18 protein-coding genes are annotated in these 18,995 nt (G+C 74.3%); 6 read left to right on the top strand and 12 right to left on the bottom strand.

The window, feature by feature from the left end; all coding sequences use genetic code 11:
- The first annotated feature begins 94 nt into the window (after positions 1 to 94).
- The gene (locus ABZX96_RS26525) at positions 95 to 895 is read left to right on the top strand and encodes an enoyl-CoA hydratase-related protein (protein WP_355549199.1); all 801 of its coding nucleotides are present in this window, start codon (positions 95 to 97) and stop codon (positions 893 to 895) included.
- Between the two features lie 142 nt (positions 896 to 1,037).
- On the opposite strand, the gene ABZX96_RS26520 is transcribed toward ABZX96_RS26525, so the two are convergent.
- On the bottom strand, positions 1,038 to 1,646 hold the full coding sequence (locus tag ABZX96_RS26520) for a DNA-3-methyladenine glycosylase I (RefSeq protein WP_355549197.1): 609 nt from the start codon (positions 1,644 to 1,646) through the stop codon (positions 1,038 to 1,040).
- A 58-nt stretch (positions 1,647 to 1,704) separates the two neighbouring features.
- The gene (locus tag ABZX96_RS26515) at positions 1,705 to 2,157 is read right to left on the bottom strand and encodes a DivIVA domain-containing protein (RefSeq protein ID WP_355549195.1); all 453 of its coding nucleotides are present in this window, start codon (positions 2,155 to 2,157) and stop codon (positions 1,705 to 1,707) included.
- A gap of 91 nt (positions 2,158 to 2,248) precedes the next feature.
- On the opposite strand from ABZX96_RS26515, the gene folP reads away from it, so the two are divergent.
- The gene (folP, locus tag ABZX96_RS26510) at positions 2,249 to 3,109 is read left to right on the top strand and encodes a dihydropteroate synthase (RefSeq protein ID WP_355549193.1); all 861 of its coding nucleotides are present in this window, start codon (positions 2,249 to 2,251) and stop codon (positions 3,107 to 3,109) included.
- A 61-nt stretch (positions 3,110 to 3,170) separates the two neighbouring features.
- On the opposite strand, the gene ABZX96_RS26505 is transcribed toward folP, so the two are convergent.
- Together ABZX96_RS26505 and dapE are read right to left on the bottom strand one after the other, a co-directional pair.
- Positions 3,171 to 3,920: a TIGR00730 family Rossman fold protein gene (locus tag ABZX96_RS26505; protein ID WP_355549191.1), complete on the bottom strand. Its 750-nt coding sequence runs from the start codon at positions 3,918 to 3,920 to the stop codon at positions 3,171 to 3,173.
- Between the two features lie 114 nt (positions 3,921 to 4,034).
- The gene (dapE, locus tag ABZX96_RS26500; protein ID WP_355549189.1) at positions 4,035 to 5,126 is read right to left on the bottom strand and encodes a succinyl-diaminopimelate desuccinylase; all 1,092 of its coding nucleotides are present in this window, start codon (positions 5,124 to 5,126) and stop codon (positions 4,035 to 4,037) included.
- Between the two features lie 40 nt (positions 5,127 to 5,166).
- On the opposite strand from dapE, the gene ABZX96_RS26495 reads away from it, so the two are divergent.
- Together ABZX96_RS26495 and ABZX96_RS26490 are read left to right on the top strand one after the other, a co-directional pair.
- On the top strand, positions 5,167 to 6,162 hold the full coding sequence (locus ABZX96_RS26495) for a heavy metal transporter (RefSeq protein ID WP_355549187.1): 996 nt from the start codon (positions 5,167 to 5,169) through the stop codon (positions 6,160 to 6,162).
- 302 nt (positions 6,163 to 6,464) lie between these two features.
- The gene (locus tag ABZX96_RS26490) at positions 6,465 to 6,968 is read left to right on the top strand and encodes an ATP-binding protein (protein WP_355549185.1); all 504 of its coding nucleotides are present in this window, start codon (positions 6,465 to 6,467) and stop codon (positions 6,966 to 6,968) included.
- A gap of 138 nt (positions 6,969 to 7,106) precedes the next feature.
- Here the strand turns inward: ABZX96_RS26490 and dapC are convergent, their stop codons facing one another.
- Positions 7,107 to 8,201 (bottom strand): succinyldiaminopimelate transaminase, encoded by a 1,095-nt coding sequence (gene dapC / locus ABZX96_RS26485; RefSeq protein WP_355549183.1) that lies wholly within the window; start codon positions 8,199 to 8,201, stop codon positions 7,107 to 7,109.
- Between the two features lie 179 nt (positions 8,202 to 8,380).
- The gene (gene fdxA, locus ABZX96_RS26480) at positions 8,381 to 8,701 is read right to left on the bottom strand and encodes a ferredoxin (protein ID WP_004950253.1); all 321 of its coding nucleotides are present in this window, start codon (positions 8,699 to 8,701) and stop codon (positions 8,381 to 8,383) included.
- Positions 8,702 to 8,840: 139 nt separating this feature from the next.
- Between fdxA and ABZX96_RS26475 the strand changes: the two genes are divergently transcribed.
- Positions 8,841 to 9,857 carry a GNAT family N-acetyltransferase gene (locus ABZX96_RS26475; RefSeq protein WP_355549181.1) on the top strand — a complete coding sequence of 339 codons (1,017 nt, stop codon included), beginning with the start codon at positions 8,841 to 8,843 and terminating at the stop codon, positions 9,855 to 9,857.
- 17 nt (positions 9,858 to 9,874) lie between these two features.
- A complete protein-coding gene (locus tag ABZX96_RS26470; RefSeq protein WP_355549179.1) occupies positions 9,875 to 10,777 on the top strand; it encodes a transglutaminase-like domain-containing protein in 903 nt (300 codons plus the stop codon).
- A 118-nt stretch (positions 10,778 to 10,895) separates the two neighbouring features.
- On the opposite strand, the gene ABZX96_RS26465 is transcribed toward ABZX96_RS26470, so the two are convergent.
- The 6 genes from ABZX96_RS26465 to ABZX96_RS26440 all read right to left on the bottom strand — a co-directional run bounded on the left by ABZX96_RS26465 (position 10,896) and on the right by ABZX96_RS26440 (position 18,928).
- Positions 10,896 to 12,134, bottom strand: a complete 1,239-nt coding sequence (locus ABZX96_RS26465; protein WP_355549177.1) for a PP2C family protein-serine/threonine phosphatase — start codon at positions 12,132 to 12,134, stop codon at positions 10,896 to 10,898.
- 152 nt (positions 12,135 to 12,286) lie between these two features.
- Positions 12,287 to 12,925 carry a response regulator transcription factor gene (locus tag ABZX96_RS26460; protein WP_355549175.1) on the bottom strand — a complete coding sequence of 213 codons (639 nt, stop codon included), beginning with the start codon at positions 12,923 to 12,925 and terminating at the stop codon, positions 12,287 to 12,289.
- Positions 12,926 to 12,991: 66 nt separating this feature from the next.
- Positions 12,992 to 14,230, bottom strand: a complete 1,239-nt coding sequence (locus tag ABZX96_RS26455) for a sensor histidine kinase (RefSeq protein ID WP_355549251.1) — start codon at positions 14,228 to 14,230, stop codon at positions 12,992 to 12,994.
- Positions 14,231 to 14,315: 85 nt separating this feature from the next.
- Entirely contained in the window at positions 14,316 to 15,053 is a 738-nt protein-coding gene (locus ABZX96_RS26450) for an ABC transporter permease (protein WP_355549174.1), read from the bottom strand.
- Positions 15,050 to 16,051: an ABC transporter ATP-binding protein gene (locus ABZX96_RS26445; RefSeq protein WP_355549172.1), complete on the bottom strand. Its 1,002-nt coding sequence runs from the start codon at positions 16,049 to 16,051 to the stop codon at positions 15,050 to 15,052. The genes ABZX96_RS26450 and ABZX96_RS26445 overlap by 4 nt, the downstream gene beginning before the upstream one ends.
- Before the next feature lie 306 nt (positions 16,052 to 16,357).
- Positions 16,358 to 18,928, bottom strand: coding sequence for a hypothetical protein (locus ABZX96_RS26440; RefSeq protein ID WP_355549170.1), 2,571 nt, complete (start codon positions 18,926 to 18,928; stop codon positions 16,358 to 16,360).
- Positions 18,929 to 18,995 lie beyond the last annotated feature (67 nt).

Genomic DNA, 18,995 nt, shown 5'->3' with positions numbered 1-18,995 from the left:
GTTCGTCACATGTCCCCCACGGATGATCTCCGGCATCCTGATCGGGCCGCACTGCCACCGCCCGGCAGGCGATCCGCGACGGAGGGGACCCACCATGGCCGACACCGTGCTCTACGACGTCACCGACGGCGTCGGGACCGTCACGCTCAACCGTCCCGACGCCATGAACGCCATGAACACGGAGGCGAAGAACGCGCTGCGGGACACGCTGCGCGAGGCCGCCGCGGACCCGTCCGTGCGGGCCGTGCTGCTGACCGCCACCGGCCGCGCCTTCTGCGTCGGGCAGGACCTCAAGGAGCACATCACCTCGCTGGACGCGGACCGCGCGGCCGGCGGGAGCGACCCGATGCGGACCGTGCGGGAGCACTACAACCCGATCGTCATGGCCATCGCCGGGATGCCCAAGCCCGTGGTGGCGGCGGTCAACGGGGTGGCCGCGGGCGCCGGCGCGGGCTTCGCGCTGGCCGCCGACCACCGCATCGCCGCCGCCGGCGCGTCCTTCACCACCGCCTTCGCGGGGGTGGGGCTGTCCGCCGACTCCGGCCTGTCCTGGACGCTGCCGCGCCTGATCGGCCACGGCCGCGCCGCCGAGCTGCTGCTCTTCCCCCGGTCGGTGAACGCCTACGAGGCGCGGGAACTGGGGATGGTCGACAAGGTCGTCCCGGACAAGGAGTTGGCGCTGGTGGCGAAGTCCGTGGCCCGGCGGCTGGCCCAGGGCCCGACCGTGGCCTACGCCGCGATCAAGGAGTCGCTGGCCTTCGGCGCCGGGCACACGCTGGCGGAAACGCTGGCCAAGGAGGACGAACTCCAGACCCGGGCAGGATTGTCCGAAGACCACCGGACCGCCGTGGCGGCGTTCGTGAAGAAGGAGAAGCCGCGCTTCGAGGGGCGGTAGGCCGACCGGAGGCGGCGGCGGGCCCACGGCCCATGGGACCGACGGCCCACGGGCCCACGGCCCACGGGACCACCGGCCGCCGACAGGCCCACGGCCCCACCGGAGCGCGGGCCACCGGCCGCCGACAGGCCACCCGTCCCCGTCAGGCCCCCGCCGCCGCCTCCGCGCCCGCTCGCGCGTGGCAGTCGGCCAGGTGGTCGTTCACCAGGCCGCACGCCTGCATCAGCGCGTACGCGGTGGTGGGGCCGACGAAGCGGAAGCCGCGCTTCTTGAGGTCCTTGGCCAGCGCCGTGGACTCGGGCGTGAGCGGCGGCACGTCGGCGGTCGTGCGCGGCACCGGGCGGCCGGCCCGCTCGGGCGCGTACGACCAGATCAGCTTGTCCAGCTCGCCGGGGGCCAGCTCGGCGGCGACCCGGGCGTTGGCGAGCACCGCGGATATCTTGGCGCGGTTGCGGATGATGCCGGGGTCGGCGAGCAGCCGCGCGGCGTCCTCGTCGGTGAACGCGGCCACCGCCGCGATCCGGAAGTCCGCGAACGCGGCGCGGAAGCCCTCCCGGCGGCGCAGGATCGTGATCCAGGACAGCCCGGACTGGAACGCCTCCAGGCTCATCCGCTCGAACAGCGCGTCGTCGCCGTGCACCGGCCGGCCCCACTCGGTGTCGTGGTACGCCCGGTAGTCGGCCATCGCCGGGGCCTCCATGCCCCAGGGGCAGCGGGGCAGACCGTCGGGAGCCGTGACGACTGCCTTCATGAGGTTTCCCGCTCTTTCTTGACCGTGTCTTTCCTGACCGTGTTCTTTTGGGATCCCGTCATGGCGTCTCCCCCTCCTCCGGCCCGCCGGACGCCTGGCCCTTGGGGGCGTCCCCGTTCAGGTCCCGCGTGTCCTTCACGTCCGCCCTCGCGTCCGCCTTCGCGTCCTTGACCAGCCCCGGCCCGCCCATCGCCGCGGCGTGCGCGCCCGCGAGCGCGGCCTCCAGCTCCGCTATCCGGGCGTCCCGCTCGGCCAGCTCGGCGCCGAGCCGGTCCAGCACGTCGTCCACGTCCGCCATGCGGTAGCCGCGTACGGTGACGGGCAGCCGCAGCGTCTCCACGTCGGCCCGCACGGCGGGCCGGTCGGCGGGCAGCGGGGCGTGCGGCCGGTCCGGCACGGCGTCCCGCAGGCCGCCGCCGTCCCCCGCCCCGTCGGCGGACGGGCCGCCGACCATGATCAGCGTGACCGCGGCCACGACCACGACCATCGCGATCAGCAGAAACCAGAACACGACCATCTCCCCATGCTGTCCGTCTGCACCGATCGTGCCATGCGCCGGTGACAGTTAGGGTCGCTGGCGGACCACGGAGAAGGAGTACGCAATGCTGCGGCTGGGAAAGCGCGAGTTCGGCCCGCACGAGCCGGTGATCATGGCCATCGTCAACAGGACCCCGGATTCCTTCTACGACCAGGGGGCGACCTTCCGCGACGAACCGGCGCTGACCCGCGTCGAGCAGGCGGTCGCCGAGGGCGCCGCCATCATCGACATCGGCGGGGTCAAGGCCGGACCGGGCGAGGAGGTCACCGCCGAGGAGGAGGCGCGGCGCACGGTCGGGTTCGTGGCCGAGGTGCGCCGCCGGCACCCGGACGTGGTGATCAGCGTGGACACCTGGCGGCACGACGTGGGCGAGGCGGTCTGCGAGGCCGGCGCGGACCTGCTCAACGACGCCTGGGGCGGGGTGGACCCGAAGCTGGCCGAGGTCGCGGCCCGGTACGGCGTGGGCCTGGTGTGTACGCACGCGGGCGGCGTCCAGCCGCGCACCCGACCGCACCGGATCGGGTACGAGGACGTGATGGCGGACATCCTGCGGGTCACCGTGGGCCTGGCCGAGCGCGCCGTGGAGCTGGGCGTGCGGCGGGACGCGATCCTCATCGACCCGGGCCACGACTTCGGCAAGAACACCCGGCACAGCCTCGAAGCCACCCGGCGGCTGGGCGAGATGACCGCGACCGGCTGGCCGGTGCTGGTGTCGCTGTCCAACAAGGACTTCGTGGGCGAGACGCTGGACAAGCCCGTCAAGGAGCGGGTGCTGGGCACGCTCGCGACCACGGCGGTCTCCGCGTGGCTGGGTGCCCAGGTGTACCGCGTCCACGAGGTCGCCGAGACGCGGCAGGTGCTCGACATGGTGGCGTCGATCGCGGGCCACCGGCCGCCGGCGGTGGCGCGGCGCGGACTGGCCTGACCCGGGGGCGGGGCCCGGCGGCCGGATGACGGCCGCCGCCCGCGGAGGGCTCCGGCCCGGACTACACCCCGGCTTCCTTCGTCACCAGCTCGACCGCCTCGTCCACGTCGTCGCTGAGGTGGAACAGCTCCAAGTCGCGCGGCGCGGCCTTGCCCTGCGCGACGAGGGTGTCCCGCAGCCAGCCGACCAGGCCGCTCCAGTAGTCGGTGCCGAACAGGACGATCGGGAAGCGGGTCACCTTCCGCGTCTGCACCAGCGTGAGCGCCTCGAACAGCTCGTCCAGCGTGCCCAGGCCGCCCGGCAGCACCACGAAGCCGTGCGCGTACTTCACGAAGCAGGTCTTGCGGACGAAGAAGTACCGGAAGTCGACGCCGAGGTTCACGTACTCGTTCAGGCCCTGTTCGAAGGGCAGCTCGATGCCCAGGCCCACGGAGACGCCGTCGGCCTCGTGGGCGCCCTTGTTCGCGGCCTCCATGGCGCCGGGCCCGCCGCCGGTGATCACCGCGAATCCGGCCTCGACCAGCGCCCGGCCGATCCGCTCGGCGGCCAGGTACTCGGGCGTGCCCTTGGGGGTGCGGGCCGAGCCGAAGACGCTGACGGCGGGTCCGAGTTCGGCGAGCGCGCCGAAGCCCTCCACGAACTCGGACTGGATGCGCAGCACGCGCCACGGGTCGGTGTGCACCCAGTCCGACGGCCCCTCGGAGTCCAGCAGGCGCTGGTCGGTCGTCCCGGGCTGCACCTGGTCGTGGCGGCGCAGCACGCGCCCCAGCCGCTGTTCCCCGCGCTTGCCCGCTCCCTCAGGACTGGCCATGTCGAGCTCCCTCCGCAAACGGATCATTGCTGCTCAGGGTAGGACGTGTGACGCGGCACGTCCGTGCCCGCGATGCCTCCCGGGGCCACCCCGGCCGTCCTGATCGCAGGGCACTCAGGCCGTGAGCCACGCCCGGAGCCGCTCCTCGCACTCCACGATCTGCGCGGCGAGGACCCGTTCGTCCTTCTTGTGCGCGAGCAGCGGGTCGCCGGGAGCGTAGTTGACGGCGGGGACGCCGAGCGCACTGAAGCGCGCCACGTCCGTCCAGCCGAACTTGGGCCGGGGCTCGCCGCCCACCGCCTCGATGAAGGCGCGGGCCGCCGGGTGGGACAGGCCGGGCAGCGCGCCCGGCGAGTGGTCGTCCACGATCAGCTCGGCCACCGGGCAGTCCGCGAACACCTCGCGGACGTGCGCCAGCGCCTCTTCCTGGGTGCGGTCCGGGGCGTAGCGGAAGTTGACGGTGACGGTGCAGCCGTCGGGGATGACGTTGTTCGCGACGCCGCCCTCGATCCGTACGGCGTTGAGGCCCTCGCGGTATTCGAGCCCGTCGATGAGCACCCGGCGCGGCTCGTAGGCGGCCAGCCGGGCCAGGATGGGGGCGGCGGCGTGCACGGCGTTGCTGCCCATCCAGGCGCGGGCCGAGTGCGCGCGCTCCCCTTCGGTGCGCAGCAGGACCCGCAGGGTGCCCTGGCAGCCGCCCTCCACCTGGAGGTCGGTGGGCTCCAGCAGGATCGCGAAGTCGCCCTCCAGCCACTGGGGGTGGTGCTCGGCGAGCCGCTTGAGGCCGTTGTGCTCGGCGGCGATCTCCTCGGCGTCGTAGAAGATGAAGGTCAGATCGCGGTTCGGCGCGGGCACGGTGGCGGCGAGGCGCAGCATCACGGCGATGCCGGACTTCATGTCGCAGGTGCCGCAGCCCCACAGGACCCCGTCCTCGTCCAGCCGGGAGGGGACGTTGCCGGCGATCGGGACGGTGTCCAGGTGCCCGGCCAGCACGACGCGCTCGGCGTGCCCCAGATCGGTGCGGGCCACCACGCAGTTGCCGTCGCGGTGCACCGTCAGGTGGGGCAGGGCGCGCAGCGCGTGCTCCACGGCGTCCGCGATGTCCTTCTCGTCCAGGCTGACGGAGGGGATGTCGACCAGCCGGGCGGTCAGTTGGGCCGCGTCGAGGGACAGGTCCAGGAGCGGGAGCTGCGGGGAGTGGTCCATGGTCCGACCCTATCGGCCGTGCTCCAGTACGGTTGGCAGCGTGTCTGTCCAGCCCACCGCCCCCGTGCGTCGCAAGCGTCCCCTGCGCATCGCCGCGGCCTTCGCCGTGCTGATCGGCCTGGCGGTCTATCTCCTGGTGCAGTACGTGACGGGCGGGCCGGGCGCGCCGAAGTGCGTCGTCCGGGCCGAGGGCGACGGCGAGCCGTACGAGCTGTCGCCCGAACAGGCCGCGAACGCCGCGACGATAGCGGCCGTGGGCTCGGCGCGCGGGCTGCCGGAGCGGGCGGTGACGATCGCGCTGGCCACCGCCATGCAGGAATCGGGGCTGCGCAACATCGACTTCGGCGACCGCGACTCGGTGGGCCTCTTCCAGCAGCGGCCGTCCCAGGACTGGGGCACCGTCGAGCAGATCATGGACCCGGTGTACGCGGCCGGGGAGTTCTACACGCACCTGGCCGAGGTCCCCGGCTACTCGCGGCTGCCGCTGACCGTCGCGGCGCAGAAGGTGCAGCGCAGCGGCTATCCGCAGGCGTACGCCAAGCACGAGGCCCGCGCGGCGCTGCTGACCGGCGCCCTCACCGGCCGCGACCCCGCCGCGCTGTCCTGCTCGCAGAGCCGGCCGGTGGACGCGAGCACGGGCGGGGCGGCGGCGGTGCGCGACAAGCTGGTCCGCGAGTTCGGGCCGGACGTGCTGCCGCGGACGGCCGCGGACGGCGCCGCCGACGCCAAGCGGCCCGGCAAGCGCGCGGACGCCGGGGGCGGTGCGGGAAAGAGCGCGGAGAAGGACACGGAGAAGAGCAACGTCCTGACGGTGCCCGTCCAGCGGGACGCCGCCATGGGCGGGGGCGGTCCGGAGCAGCGCGGCTGGGAGCTGGCGTCCTGGGCGGTCGCGCACGCGGGGGAGCTGCGGATCGAGCAGATCACCTACGGCGGGCGGCGGTGGAGCGCGGCCGACGCCGAAGAGGGCTGGCAAAAGGCGGACGGCGACGCCCCGGGGCGTGACTCGACTGACGTAAGAATCGTGACCGCACAGTAGTCCGGCAGGTCCCTCTTGCAGGGGAGGCGGGTCAAGTCGCCGCAACTGCCAGGTGTTTGCCTCGCCGACCCCGCGACATGCCGACGCCGCCAGGCGACATAAGGGACGGTGACGTTTCTCCGCGCTGGTGTTCGCGGCCGAGTTCGCCCGGATTTCTCCGGGGACGATTATGTGACCCGTTACCGATTCTTTACCTCGGCGTACCGCAACCTTCCCGGGACTGGCGCGGTAGTCACAGCGTCCGCCCGGCGGACACGGCACGTCTGTCAGAAGAACCAGTCCCTCTCCGTAAAAGGAGCGCCATGTCCCTCCCCCTTTCGCGCCGGATCGCCCGAGCCGCGCTGCTGGTCGCCGCGGGCGCGGCTCCGCTGGTCGGTGCTGCCGGTTCCGCCCACGCCGTGGAACTGCACAAAGGCCCCGACCTGGCCGGACTGACCGCTGTGGACCCGGGGAACCTCGCCGACACCGCCGACCGCGCCACGCAGGAGACCACCGGCCTGGCGGGCGAGGTCGGCAGCCAGACGGTGCGGGACACCGTTCCGGCGGCGGGCAAGACGGGCGGCACCACCATCAAGCGCGCCACCCCGGCCGTGCAGAAGCTCACCGGCGAGACGGCGCGCCACACGGGCCAGTACCTCGGTTCGACCACGCAGACCGCCACCCACAGCGGCCTGGTGGAGGCGCTGCCGACCAGCGGCATGGACGGCGACACCCTGCCCACCCGCGAACTGCTCCACGACGGCGTGGACACCGAGAAGCTGCTGCCGAACGGCAAGCTCGCGCAGTCGGACCTGCTCAGCGAGTGATCGCCGTCCGGGCCGCGGCCCGGGGAGGACGAGGGCCCGGGGAGTGCGCTTCGCACTCCCCGGGCCCTTCCATGTCGTGGGAACGGCCCCCGGGCCCTTCCCCGTCTCGTGGGGGACGGCCCTCGGACCGTACGCCTGCTACGCCAGGCGGCGGACCGCCGCCTCCACCCGCTCGTCCGTCGCCGTGAACGCGACCCGGACGAACCGCTCCCCCGCCGCGCCGTAGAACTCGCCCGGCGCCACGAGGATGCCGCGCTTGGCGAGGTCGCCGACGGTGTCCCAGCACGGCTCGTCCCGCGTCGCCCACAGGTACAGCGACGCCTCGCTGTGCTCGATGCGGAAGCCCGCGCCCTCCAGGGCGGTGCGCAGCGCCGTACGGCGGCGGGCGTAGCGCTCCCGCTGCTCGGCGACGTGCGCGTCGTCGGCCAGCGCGGCCACCGTCGCCGCCTGGACGGGCGCCGCGACCATCATGCCGCCGTGCTTGCGGATCAGCAGCAGCTCGCCGAGGACGGCCGGGTCGCCGGCCAGGAAGGCGGCGCGGTAGCCCGCCAGGTTGGAGCGCTTGGACAGGGAGTGGACGGCGATCAGGCCCTCGTACGACCCCTGGCAGACGTCCGGGTGCAGCACCGAGACGGGATCCGCCTCCCAGCCCAGCTCCAGGTAGCACTCGTCACTGACGAGGAGGATTCCGTGCTCGCGGGCCCAGGTGACGGTGCGGCGCAGCTCGTCGGCGCTCAGCACGCGGCCGGTGGGGTTGGACGGCGAGTTCAGCCACAGCAGGCGCAGGCCGGCGGGGTCCAGCTCCCAGGGCTCGTCGTAGGCGACCGGCTCGGCGCCGGCCAGCCGCGCGCCGACCTCGTAGGTGGGGTAGGCCAGGCGGGGGTAGGCCACCTTGTCGCCGGGGCCCAGGCCGAGCTGGGTGGGCAGCCAGGCCACCAGTTCCTTGGAGCCGACCACCGGGAGGACGTGGTGGTGGGTGAGGCCGGTGGCGCCCAGGCGGCGCTCCGACCAGCCGGTGAGCGCGTCGCGCAGCGCGGGGGTGCCCCAGACCGTGGGGTAGCCCGGGCTGTCGGCGGCGTCCGTCAGGGCGCGTCGGATCACCGCGGGCACCGGGTCGACCGGCGTCCCCACGGACAGGTCCACGATGCCGTCCGGGTGCGCGGCGGCGGCGGTTTTGTACGGTTCCAGCCGGTCCCAGGGGAAGACGGGAAGGCGGGAGGAGACGGCGCCCACGGTGCTCTCTTTCGTCGGTCCGGTGTCGCGTTGACCGGTGCCGCGGGCGGCCGGTGGGGCCGCGCCGCCCGACGGCGGTCCGGCGGCGCGAACGCCCCGGTCCCGCACGGCACCCGTACCTCCGTGCCGAAGCGGCGGAGGCGGGGCCGTGCGGGACCGGGGCGGCGCCGGGCGACCGCTTACTGGTTCTGCGGCGGCAGCGCTGCGATGAAGGGGTGGTCCCGCTCGATCAGGCCGAGCTTGCTGGCACCACCGGGCGAGCCGAGCTCGTCGAAGAACTCGACGTTCGCCTTGTAGTAGTCCTTCCACTCGTCCGGGGTGTCGTCCTCGTAGAAGATCGCCTCGACCGGACAGACCGGCTCACAGGCGCCGCAGTCGACACATTCGTCCGGGTGGATGTACAAGGACCGGGAGCCCTCGTAGATGCAGTCGACGGGGCACTCCTCGATGCATGCCTTGTCCTTGACGTCGACACAAGGCTGCGCGATGACGTAGGTCACGCTGTCGTTCCTCCTCGGTAGGGCCGGCGGACCCCTTGTCAGTTCCGCCGCGGGGCGCGCGGGAGCGCGGCGTCGTCGATGCCCGCACCTAGTATCTCCGGTCGCGGGCAGGAGACGAACAAGAGGGGCGGATGTAGCCGTGGAATTCACTGCGGGCGGACGGCTTGAGGTCCGCATCACCCGTGATGACGTGGGCAAAAGGGTATCTGTCCGGCGCTTGGCCGGCGCCACCGACAGTGGTCGGCGGTTCACCGACACCGTCGGCGTGCTCACGTCATGGACCGAGGATGTGTTGATGATCACACGCCGGGACGGCGAAATGGTACGGATCAACGAATCCGACCTGGTAGCGGGCAAAGTGGTGCCCGCCGCCCCGGCCCGCCGCCGGGGCCCGGCCACCAGCGCCCGCGAACTGGACGGCGTGGCCGCCCGCGCCTGGCCGCCCGTGGAGAGCGCCCGGATCGGCGGCTGGCAGCTGCGCGCCGCGGGCGGGTTCACCCGGCGGGCGAACTCGGTGCTGCCCCTGGAGGACCCGGGGGTGCCGCTGGACGAGGCGCTGGCGCGCGCCCGCGCCTGGTACGACGCCCGCGCGCTGCCCACGTACCTGCAGGTCAGCACGGGCGCGGCCGGCACGCACGAGGAGCTGGCCGCCGAGCTGGCCACCCGCGGCTGGACCCGCGAGGTCTCCGCCGAGGTGCGGATCGCGGGCCTCGCCCCCGTCGGCGACCTGCCCGCCGACGTCTCCCGGGTGGCGCTGACCCGGGAGATCGACGATCGCTGGCTGGCCGCCTACCAGCGGTTCGTCCGGCCCGCGCCCGAGGTGCGCCAGGTGCTGTGCGGCGGGCCGTCCGTGTGGTTCGCCACCGTCCCCGGAGACGGTGAGGACGACGCGCCCGCGGCGATCGGCCGGTGCGTGGTGGACGGGCGCTGGGCCGGGTTCACGGCCGTCGAGGTCGGCCCGGCCCACCGGCGGCGGGGGCTGGCCACGGCGGTGATGGCGGCGCTCGCCCGCCGCGCCCTGGAGGAGGGCGCCTCGGCCGCCTACCTCCAGGTGGAGACGGACAACGAGGGAGCCCGCGCGCTGTACGACGGCATGGGCTTCGCGACCCACCACACGTACCACCATTGGCGTGCCCCACAAGGAGGCCCCCGCTGAGCGGGTACCCACCAGACATGTCCCCCGACCCCGACCCGTACGGCAGCCCGGACGCCCGGCGCCGCCTCTTCGCCGAGGCGGCGCGCGAGGAGCGGCCGGACCTCGCGCTGCTGTGCCTGCTGATCGCCGCCGAGGCCGACCCCGCGCTCGGCGAGGCGGGTGTGGACGCCGCCCAGATCGAACTGGACCGGCTGGCCGGCCTGCTCCCGTACGTGCCCGCCCGCCGCCCGGCCGCCGCGCCCGAGGGCGGCGCGGTGCGCCCGCTCGACGCCGGGCCGCTGCGCTGGGCCCGCAACCTCGCGGACCTGCTCGGCGACCGCTGCGGCTACCGGGGCTCCCCCGCCGACTACCGGCGGCTGGAGTCCTCCCTGCTGCACGAGGTGCTGCGGCGCCGCCGCGGGCTGCCGATCCTGCTGTCGGTGGTGTGGATGGAGGTCGCCCGGCGGGCGGGCGCTCCCGTGTACGGGGTGGCGCTGCCCGGCCACTTCGTCGTCGGGTTCGGCGACCCGTACGGGGAACACGTCCTGGCCGACCCGTTCGACGGCGGGCGCCCGCTGACCGACGAGGACGCGCGGACGCTGGTCGCCGGGGCCACCGGCGCGCCGCCGACCGCCGAGATGCTCTCCCCCGCCGACCCGCTGGAGATCGTCCTGCGCGTCCTGAACAACATCCGCGCCTGGGCCGCGGCCCGCCCCGAGCGCAGCGACGTCCAGCTCTGGGCCCTGGACCTGTCGCTCCTGCTGCCCAGCCACCCCGCCCGGCTCCGCTACGAGCGGGCCGAGCTGCTGGTCCAGCGCGGCGACTTCCCGCACGGGGCGGCGGAGCTGGAGGAGTACGCGGACGTGCTGGAGCCGGTGGACCCGGCGACCGCCCGGGCGGTGCGGCAGCGGGCGATGGCAGCGCGGGCGATGCTGAACTGAGGGGGCGGCGAACCGGCTGCGGGGCCCCGCCGGGGGCGTTCGGTGCGGTGGGCTCGCCCGGCCTCGTCGGCGCGGTGGCCTGATTCGTCCCGCTCGTCGTGGCCCCCGTCCGCACCGCTCACCGCGGCGGCAGCGGCGGCTCCTCCGCCGAGCCGGGTTCGGGCGCGGACGGGCCCGCGAGTTCGGAGACGGGCACGGGGACGGCCTCCCGGTCGGTCCGCGCCTCCCACCCCGGCTCGGGGAACGGTTCCTGCCTCAAGGGCAGGCGGCGGACGACCAGCAGGGTCGCGTCGTCCTTGAGACGGCCGCCCGTGAAGCGGGTCAGGTCGGCTTCGAGGGCGCGGGCCAGGTCGGCGGGGCCCAGGTGGGTCCAGCCGGTCAGGCGGTCGCGCAGCGGGTAGAACTCGCCGTCGCGGCCCCGGGCCTCGGTCACCCCGTCCGTGCACAGCACCAGCCAGTCGTCCGCCTCGCAGTCGGCGGGCGCGCCGCGCCGCGGCTCCCCCGTCAGCACGCCCAGCCCCAGCGGCAGGCCGCCCTCGCCGTCGTGGCACTCGACGACCTCGTCGCCGCGCACCAGGTAGTACGGGATGTGGCCGCACGACAGCGCCCGGGCCCGGCCGGGTGCCGGGGTCTCCAGCAGCAGGGCGGTGACGAACCGTTCCTGGATGCCGCGTTCGGCCGACTGGGTGTTGTAGCGGGCCAGCGCCTCTTCCATGCGCTGCGCGATCATCTCCAGCGACGGCTTGTGGTGGGCGGCCTCCCGGAAGGACGCCAGCACCTCGTGTCCGGCGCCGATCGCGGGCATCCCCTTGCCCTGCACGTCGCCGATCATGAACCGCAGCCCGTACGGGGTCCGCACCGCCTCGTAGATGTCGCCCCCGATGCGGGCGCCCTCCTGGGCGGACACGTAGAAACCGGCGACGCGGACGCCGCCGACCGTCAGCGGCAGCTCGCGCATCATGGCCCGCTGGACCACGTCGGCGACCATGCTCGTCCGGGCCAGCAGCCGTTCCCGCTCGCCGCGCACCCGGCACAGCGCCACCGCGAACACCGACACCAGCACCGCGCTGAAGATCCCGACCGCCTTGCTCGCCGTCGACCACAGCGGCACCGTGAAGACCTGCACGAACAGCAGGCACACGAGGTAGACACCGGCGACCGCGACCGTCCAGCGGTACGAGCACCACAGGGCGGCGATCATCGGGACGATGCCGGTGAACATGGCGATGTGCAGTCCGGGCCCCGCCGAGGCGTCGACAGCCGTCGCCCCGACGACGACGGCGATCAGCAGCATCGGGAACGCGCGGCGGCTCTCCAGCACGCGGCGGACGGGCGTGGGCACGCGGTGATCAGGCATGGCCCTTCCAGCGTGCGGGACGGGGGCGTAAGGGGCATGTCATGACACCCCACCGTGTGTCCGCGTTACGCCGGTCCTCCCCGCGCCCCGCCGTGTGTCCCTTACACCGGCTCGGTCGCGCCGACAGCCGGCCTTCCTCCTCGTCGCCCGCGCTACAACCAGCCCTTCTCCTCGGCCGTGCGCACCGCCTCCGCCCGGTTGCGGGCGCCCGTCTTCTGTATGGCGAGGGAGAGGTAGTTGCGGACCGTGCCCTGGGAGAGGTGCAGCCGCCCGGCGATCTCGGCGTTGGTGGAGCCGTCGGCCGCCGCGCGGAGCACGTCCTGCTCGCGGCCGGTCAGCGGGCTCGCGCCGTCCACCAGCGCCGCCGCGGCCAGTACGGGGTCGATGACCCGCTCGCCGCGCAGCACCCGGCGCACCGCGTCGGCGAGCTGGGCGGCCGGCGCGTCCTTGACCAGGAACGCGTGCGCGCCGGACTCCATCGCCCGGCGCAGGTAGCCCGGGCGCCCGAAGGTCGTCAGGATGACGACCTTGAGCTCCGGGAACTCCTCCCGCAGCAGTCCGGCCGCGTCCAGCCCGGTCATCCCGGGCATCTCGATGTCCAGCAGCGCCACGTCCACCGGCTGCGCCCGGACCGCCGGCAGCACCTCGTCACCGCGGGCGGCCTGCGCCACGACTTCGAGGTCCGGTTCCAGCCCGAGCAGCGCGGCGAGCGCCTCCCGGACCATCGACTGGTCCTCGGCGAGGAGGAGCCTGATGGGTGGTGCGGGCGGCGCCCCGTCGTTCGCTGTCATACGGGCCAGCGTAGAACGCGGTGGACGCCGCCCGGTCGGCGGCCCGCAGCCGCGCCTTGCCCCTCGTCACCCCGTCTGACCTGGGGCGACGCCCTTCCCGCCGGACAGGGACGCGTCGTCCGGGCAGGAGTCGGCCTCCGTCTCCCGCACCGCCGGTACGGTGCCCAGCGGGACGCGGGCGCGCAGCGCGAAGCCCCGGCCGCGCGGGGCGGGCCCGGTGTCCAGCCGGCCGTCCGCCAGGGCCAGCCGCTCGCGCAGCCCCGCGAGGCCGTTGCCGTCGTGCTGCCCGCGCGCGGGGCCCTTGCCGTCGTCGATGACGGACAGGCACAGCGTGCGGCGCTCGTCGGCCTCCCACTCCTCGGTGAGCAGCAGCTCGCAGCGGTCCGCGCCGCTGTGCCGGACGACGTTGGTGACCGCCTCGCGCAGCGCCCAGGCGAGCGCGCCCTCCTTCTCGGCCGCCAGGCCCTCGTACGGGTGTTCAAGGGCCGGGTCGACGACGGCCTCGACGCCCGCGCTGCGCAGCGCGGCGCGGGCGCCCGCCAGCTCCACGGCGAGCCGGGGCCGCCGGTAGCCGGTGACCGCCTCGCGGACGTCCACCAGCGCCTGCCGGCTCACCCGTTCGATGTCCGCGACCTGCTGCGCGGCGGCCTCCGGGGAGCCGGGCAGCATCCGCCCGGCCAGTTCGCTCTTGAGCGTGATCAGGGAGAGCGAGTGGCCGAGGAGGTCGTGCAGGTCGCGGGCGAGGCGCAGCCGCTCCTCGTTGGCGGCCAGCCGGGCGACCTCCTGCCGGGCGGCGCGCAGTTCCTGCGTCGTACGGATCAGGTACTGGACGCCGATCATCATGTAGCCGACACCGAGCGTCGGGAGCATGTACGCGAACAGGTAGTAGTCCCGCGCTTCCGGGATCGCCAGGCCCACCGCTCCCAGGACGGCCGTGAGCACCGGGATCGCCATCCGGGAGCGCTGCCAGGGCAGGACCATGGCGCACGCCACCGACGTGAAGATGAACAGCGTCAGCCAGGGCGCGCCCAGCACCAGGCTCAGCGTGACGGACAGCACGGCCAGCACCCCCAGCGCCGTGTACCGCACCGGCGGGGTCAGCAGCCGGATCATGTGCCGGAAGATCAGCAGGAAGTAGGTGCCGACGAAGAGGACGAGCCCCGCCCAGCCGAACGCGCGGACGGGGCCGGACAGCGGCGCGCCCAGGAGTTCCGCGACCGGTCCCGCGAGGTACAGCAGCCAGATCGCGATCCACGACATCTTCACGAGCGCCTGGCGCCGGTTGCGCGGCGCCTGGCCCATCATGATCGGGTTGCGGTCGTCGGGCAGCTCGTCGGCCCCGGCGTCGCGGGGCTCGCCGTCGCGGGGCCCGTTCCTCGTCGTCACGGCGTCACGCCTTCCGGGTGTCCTTGCGGTACAGCCAGGCCGCGGCCCCCGCGAACAGCACCAGGTAGCCGAGGAGGATGCCCATGTCCTTGGCGTGCGGGGCGGCGCCGCCCTCGACGGCCCGGCCGAGCGCCGCGTAGGCGTGCGTCGGCAGCCACTCCGCGATGTTCTGCACCCACCGCGGCAGCAGCGTCATCGGCATCCACAGTCCGCCCATGAAGGCCAGGGCGAAGTAGATCAGCATCGTGATCGGGCGGACCGCGTCGCCGGACGCGAGGTAGCCGATGGCCACGCCGAGCGCGGCGAAGACCAGGCTGCCGAGCCAGGTGCCCAGCGCGATGGCGGCCCACTGCCACGCGTCCAGCCGGACGTGCTTGACCACCGCCCCGGCGACCAGCACCAGCACGATCGACGGGAGGCTGACGGTGGCCGCGGAGGCGACCTTGGCGGCGACGTAGCCGCGTCCGGGCAGCGCGGTCAGCCGGAGCTGGCGCACCCAGCCCTTCTCGCGCTCCTTGGCGATCTGCTCGCTGTTGCCGATCAGGACGGCGGTCATCGCGCCGAAGGCGGCCATGGACACCATGTAGTACAGGCCCATGCTGAGGTGGGTGCCCGGAATCGGCGTGTCGTCCGCGGCGCCCGCGATGAGCACGTACAGGAGCGCCGGGTAGATCACCGAGAAGAACAGGAACTTCTTGTTGCGCAGCGCGCGGGTGATCTCCAGCTTGATCAGGGTGGTCATCGTGCGGCCTTCCCGGTGGTGCGTGCGGTCTCCTCGGCGGCGGCGGGGGCCGGGCCGTCGGAGGCGGTGGTGATCGCGATGAACGCCTGCTCCAGCCCCAGCCCGGACACCTCCAGGTTGCGCGGGTACAGGCCGAGCCCGTACAGCGCGTGCACCGTCGCGTCGGCGTCCCGCGACTGCATCCGGACCGTGCGGCCGGACACCTCGATGGTCGTCAGGTGCGGCAGCGTGCGCAGCACGTCGCCGTCCGCCGGGGCGTCCAGGTCGAAGGAGATCCGGCGGGCCCCGGCCCGGGACTTGATCTCGGCGGCGGTGCCGTCGGCCAGCACCCGGCCGCGGTGCAGCACGATCACCCGGTCGGCGATCTCGTCCGCCTCCTCCAGGTAGTGCGTGGCGAACAGGACCGTGCGGCCCTGCCGCGCCTGGTCCCGCATGGTGCCCCAGAAGGTCTGCCGGGAGGTCACGTCCATGCCGGTGGTCGGCTCGTCCAGGACGATCAGGCTGTTCTCGCCCGCGGTGGCGAGCGCGAAGCGGACCCGCTGCTCCTGGCCGCCGGAGAGCTTGTCGACCATGCGGTCGGCTATCTGGGTGATCCCGGCGGTGGCGAGCACCTGGTCGACGGGGTACGCGCGGGGGTGCAGGTCGCAGGCCAGCTTGACGAGTTCCCTGACCTTCACGGCCCCCATGAGGCCGCCGCTCTGGAGCATCGCGCCGACCTTGCCCTGCTCGATGGCGCGCTGCGGGGTGGTGCCGAAGAGGGACACCGTTCCCGCGTCGGGGTTGCGCAGGCCGAGGAGGAGGTCCAGGGTCGAGGACTTGCCGGCGCCGTTGGGCCCGAGGAGCGCGACCGTCTCCCCCGGGTACAGCTCCAGGTCCAGATCGGCGACCGCCCGTACGCTGCCGTAGCTCTTGCTGACGCGCCGGAAGCTGACGACGGGCTCCCCTCCGGCGCGGTGCGGGGCCGGGTTCCCGGCCGTGGTGGTGGCTGTGCTCGTCATGTCACCCAGCTTCACGGAGACGGGGGTGCCCCGTGCAGTGTCGGGCGTCGTGAGCCCGGGATGACAGATGTCATGGGTGGGAACCCTTACGGGGTCATGGGGGTGGCTCTACAGGGTGGCTGAAAAGTGGCAGGTCAGGGGGTGGGTTCGGGGGGTGGCGGGGGTGGCGGGGCATCGGTTTTGCCGGGTCGGCCAGGTCGGTCGGCGTCCGGTGGGCTCTGGCGCCCCCGCCGAAACGGAAACAACCGGGGCCCGGAGGCTTCCGCCCCCGGGCCCCGGCCGCCGGTGTGATGTCACCGGCGTCGCTCAGCTCCCGTTCGTCACTATGGTGCCGATCCGCTCGGCCGGGGTCGTGCCGCGCAGCGCCTTGCTCAGCGCGTTGGCCACGTCCTTCGGCTGGACCGGTCGCGGGCCCTCGGCCGCGTTCACCGTGACGCCCGCGAAGGCGTTGCCGTAGAGCTGCTCCAGCTTCTGGAGGTCGTAATGCTCCATGAGCTTCCCGCCCTCGACGACCGTCATCGACAGGAACTTGGGGATCGACCGCTGCGGGCTGAAGGGGATCCGGTGCGCGGGGTCCGCCTGGATGGTGACCATGCCCGACATCGCGGGCTCGGCGAACTCCTTCATCGCGCGGTCCACCTCCTCCTTGCTGACCTTCGGCTGCTGTTCGGTGGCGGCCAGCACCAGCGGGGTGTCCTTGCCGGTCTCGACGCGCTGCCGGTAGGCGTCGGCGACCTGCTCCTTCGAGGCCTTGACGTCCACGCTCTTGTACGGCGTCCCGTAGTGCGGCACGGCCTTGCCGTCCTCGAAGGTGATCCCGCCCTCCTTGGCCTGACCCTCCGGCCCGGCCAGTTGCTGGAGGGCGATGGTCAGCTTCTCGTCGTCCACGGTCATGGCGGGCTTGGCCGGGCGGCTGCCGCCGAACAGCGCGCCGACGACCGAGACCGGGTTGTAGTCCCGGCCCGCGGCGTTGCGGACGGTCGTCTGGGTGTCGACGCCCAGACCGGCCCTCTCCGGCTGGAGGGTCCGCTGCTGCCCGTCGACCGTGATCTTCAACGGCTGGGTGAGGCGGTCCTTGAGGGCCGAGTCGAGCCGCTTGACCGCCTCGTCCTTCGAGAGCCCGCCGATGTCCACGCCGAGCGCGGTGGTGCCGTTGGGCACGTCGGCGTGGTCGAGCAGCAGGCCCGCGCCGTACGCGACGCCCGCGACGAAGACGATGCCGACACCCAGCAGCACGATCTTGCTGCGGCCCTTCTTCTTGGGGGCGCCGCCGCCCTTGGGACCGCTGCCGCCCTTGGGCCCCTTGGAACCCCGGCCCTTCTTCTTGGGCGGATTGATCATCTCGGGGATCTTGGGCAGCGGGGGCCGGGGCGCCGCGGGAGCGCCGTTCGCCGCCGCGGACGGGCCCGTGGGGAACGGCGTCGGCCCCGCCGGGCCGCCGCCGCCCGGGACCGCCGGGATACCGCCGACGAGCGTGTCGCCGACCTGCCCGGCACCGGGACGGGGACCGCCGGGCGCACCAGGCCCGGAGCCCATCGGCGCACCGGGACGGGAACCGGCGGGCGCACCGGACACGGCGCCCCCGGGCATGCCCGGGCCGCCCTGGGGACCGCGGTTGCCGCCGCCCTTGCCCTGCTTGCCCTGCTTGCCGCCCTTGGCCGCGGCACCGCCGTTGTTCGGGTTGCCGCCGTTGTTGGCGTTGCCGCCCTTGGGGCCCTTGGCCTTGGGCGCACCGCCCTTCGGGTTGCCGCCCTTGGAGCCGCCGGCCCGCTGACCACCGGGGGCGGCCGTGCCCGGGGCACCCGGCACGCCCGGCGCACCGGCCGCGCCACCGGCGCGCCCGCCCGGGCCGCCCTTCGGCGCGGGCGCCGGGGCCTGCGGCGTCAGGACGGCGGTGTCGTCGCTCATCCGGGGCGGCCCGCCCGCGGGCGCGCCGAAGCCGCCCGGGGCGTCGAGCGGCATGGTGCCGCCGACCGGCCCGGTCGTCGGCCCGCTCGGCGCGGCGGGGGGCTTCGAACCGGCCTGACCGGTCCGCCCGTTGGACGCACCGGGCCCGGCCGGGGCCTTCCGCCCACCCGCGCCGGGAGCGCCGGGAGCCTGACCGGCACCGGAAGCGCCGGGGCCCTGACCGGCACCACGGTCCTGTCCCGCGCCCGGTCCGGCGGGACCCGCCGGGCCCGGGCCCATCGGGCCGTCGAACGGGCTGCGTTCCTGCGGAGCGCCCACCGGGGCGTCGAACGGGGAGGCCGTGCCCGCGCCGCCGCTGGGCGCGCCCGGGCTGTCCGAGAAGTACGGCAGGTCGGGGCGCTGCTGGCGGCCCGGGGCCGGGGCGGGCGCGCCGCCGGGGTTCCCCGCGGAGGCCGGGGCGCCACCCGGGGCTCCGGCGGGCGCGGACGGCCGCGCCTGCGTGGGCGTGGGCTTCCGGGGCGCGAACCAGTCGCTCGTCTTCTCCTTCTCGGCCGCCCGCCCCTGGGACGACTCGGCCGCCGCGGCGGGCCGCGCGCCGCCACCCGTGCGGGCCGCACCGGCCGGACGCGTGGGCAGCCCCGGACGCTCGGGGCCGCGTTCGCCACCGCCCGCGGCTCCGGCGGGGCCCGCGGAACCGGCCGCTCCCGACGATCCACTCATCCCGGACTCCTCACCGACCGACTTGCGCACGACGACCGGCGGAATGGGGCGCGATCCCGGAATGTTGATCTTGATCCGCGTCGTCACGGTGGTCTCGGTCTTCGGCTCCTCCGGCTGCGCCGCGGCCCCGGCCGCTATCGCCTCGTCGGCGTCCTCCCGAGGCTTTCCGTACGGGGGCGTTCCCGAGGGGTAGGCGGCACCGCCGCGGCCCTGGGCGCCGGAGGACGAACTGTCAGATACACGACTCAAAGCAGGTTCTCCCGGTTGGCTCCGCCGCTCGTCAGTAAGGTGCTTGGGCGGCTCGGCGGCGCGCACC

Origin of the sequence: Streptomyces sp. NPDC003077, from assembly GCF_040611095.1 — a bacterium.
GTDB lineage: Bacteria > Actinomycetota > Actinomycetes > Streptomycetales > Streptomycetaceae > Streptomyces.
The sequence above is the reverse complement of the archived record's forward strand: the minus strand, read 5'-3'. Positions and strand labels throughout refer to the sequence as shown.

Excerpts from the sequence above, each read along its gene's own strand:
- ABZX96_RS26460 (WP_355549175.1), bottom strand. The coding sequence starts at position 12,925 with ATGACAGCGAACGACGGGGCGCCGCCCGCACCACCCATCAGGCTCCTC.
- ABZX96_RS26505 (WP_355549191.1), bottom strand. The coding sequence starts at position 3,920 with ATGGCCAGTCCTGAGGGAGCGGGCAAGCGCGGGGAACAGCGGCTGGGG.
- ABZX96_RS26465 (WP_355549177.1), bottom strand. The coding sequence starts at position 12,134 with ATGCCTGATCACCGCGTGCCCACGCCCGTCCGCCGCGTGCTGGAGAGC.
- ABZX96_RS26445 (WP_355549172.1), bottom strand. The coding sequence starts at position 16,051 with ATGACGAGCACAGCCACCACCACGGCCGGGAACCCGGCCCCGCACCGC.
- ABZX96_RS26525 (WP_355549199.1), top strand. The coding sequence starts at position 95 with ATGGCCGACACCGTGCTCTACGACGTCACCGACGGCGTCGGGACCGTC.
- folP (WP_355549193.1), top strand. The coding sequence starts at position 2,249 with ATGCTGCGGCTGGGAAAGCGCGAGTTCGGCCCGCACGAGCCGGTGATC.
- ABZX96_RS26450 (WP_355549174.1), bottom strand. The coding sequence starts at position 15,053 with ATGACCACCCTGATCAAGCTGGAGATCACCCGCGCGCTGCGCAACAAG.
- dapE (WP_355549189.1), bottom strand. The coding sequence starts at position 5,126 with ATGGACCACTCCCCGCAGCTCCCGCTCCTGGACCTGTCCCTCGACGCG.
- ABZX96_RS26490 (WP_355549185.1), top strand. The coding sequence starts at position 6,465 with ATGTCCCTCCCCCTTTCGCGCCGGATCGCCCGAGCCGCGCTGCTGGTC.
- ABZX96_RS26470 (WP_355549179.1), top strand. The coding sequence starts at position 9,875 with ATGTCCCCCGACCCCGACCCGTACGGCAGCCCGGACGCCCGGCGCCGC.
- ABZX96_RS26520 (WP_355549197.1), bottom strand. The coding sequence starts at position 1,646 with ATGAAGGCAGTCGTCACGGCTCCCGACGGTCTGCCCCGCTGCCCCTGG.
- ABZX96_RS26455 (WP_355549251.1), bottom strand. The coding sequence starts at position 14,230 with ATGATGGGCCAGGCGCCGCGCAACCGGCGCCAGGCGCTCGTGAAGATG.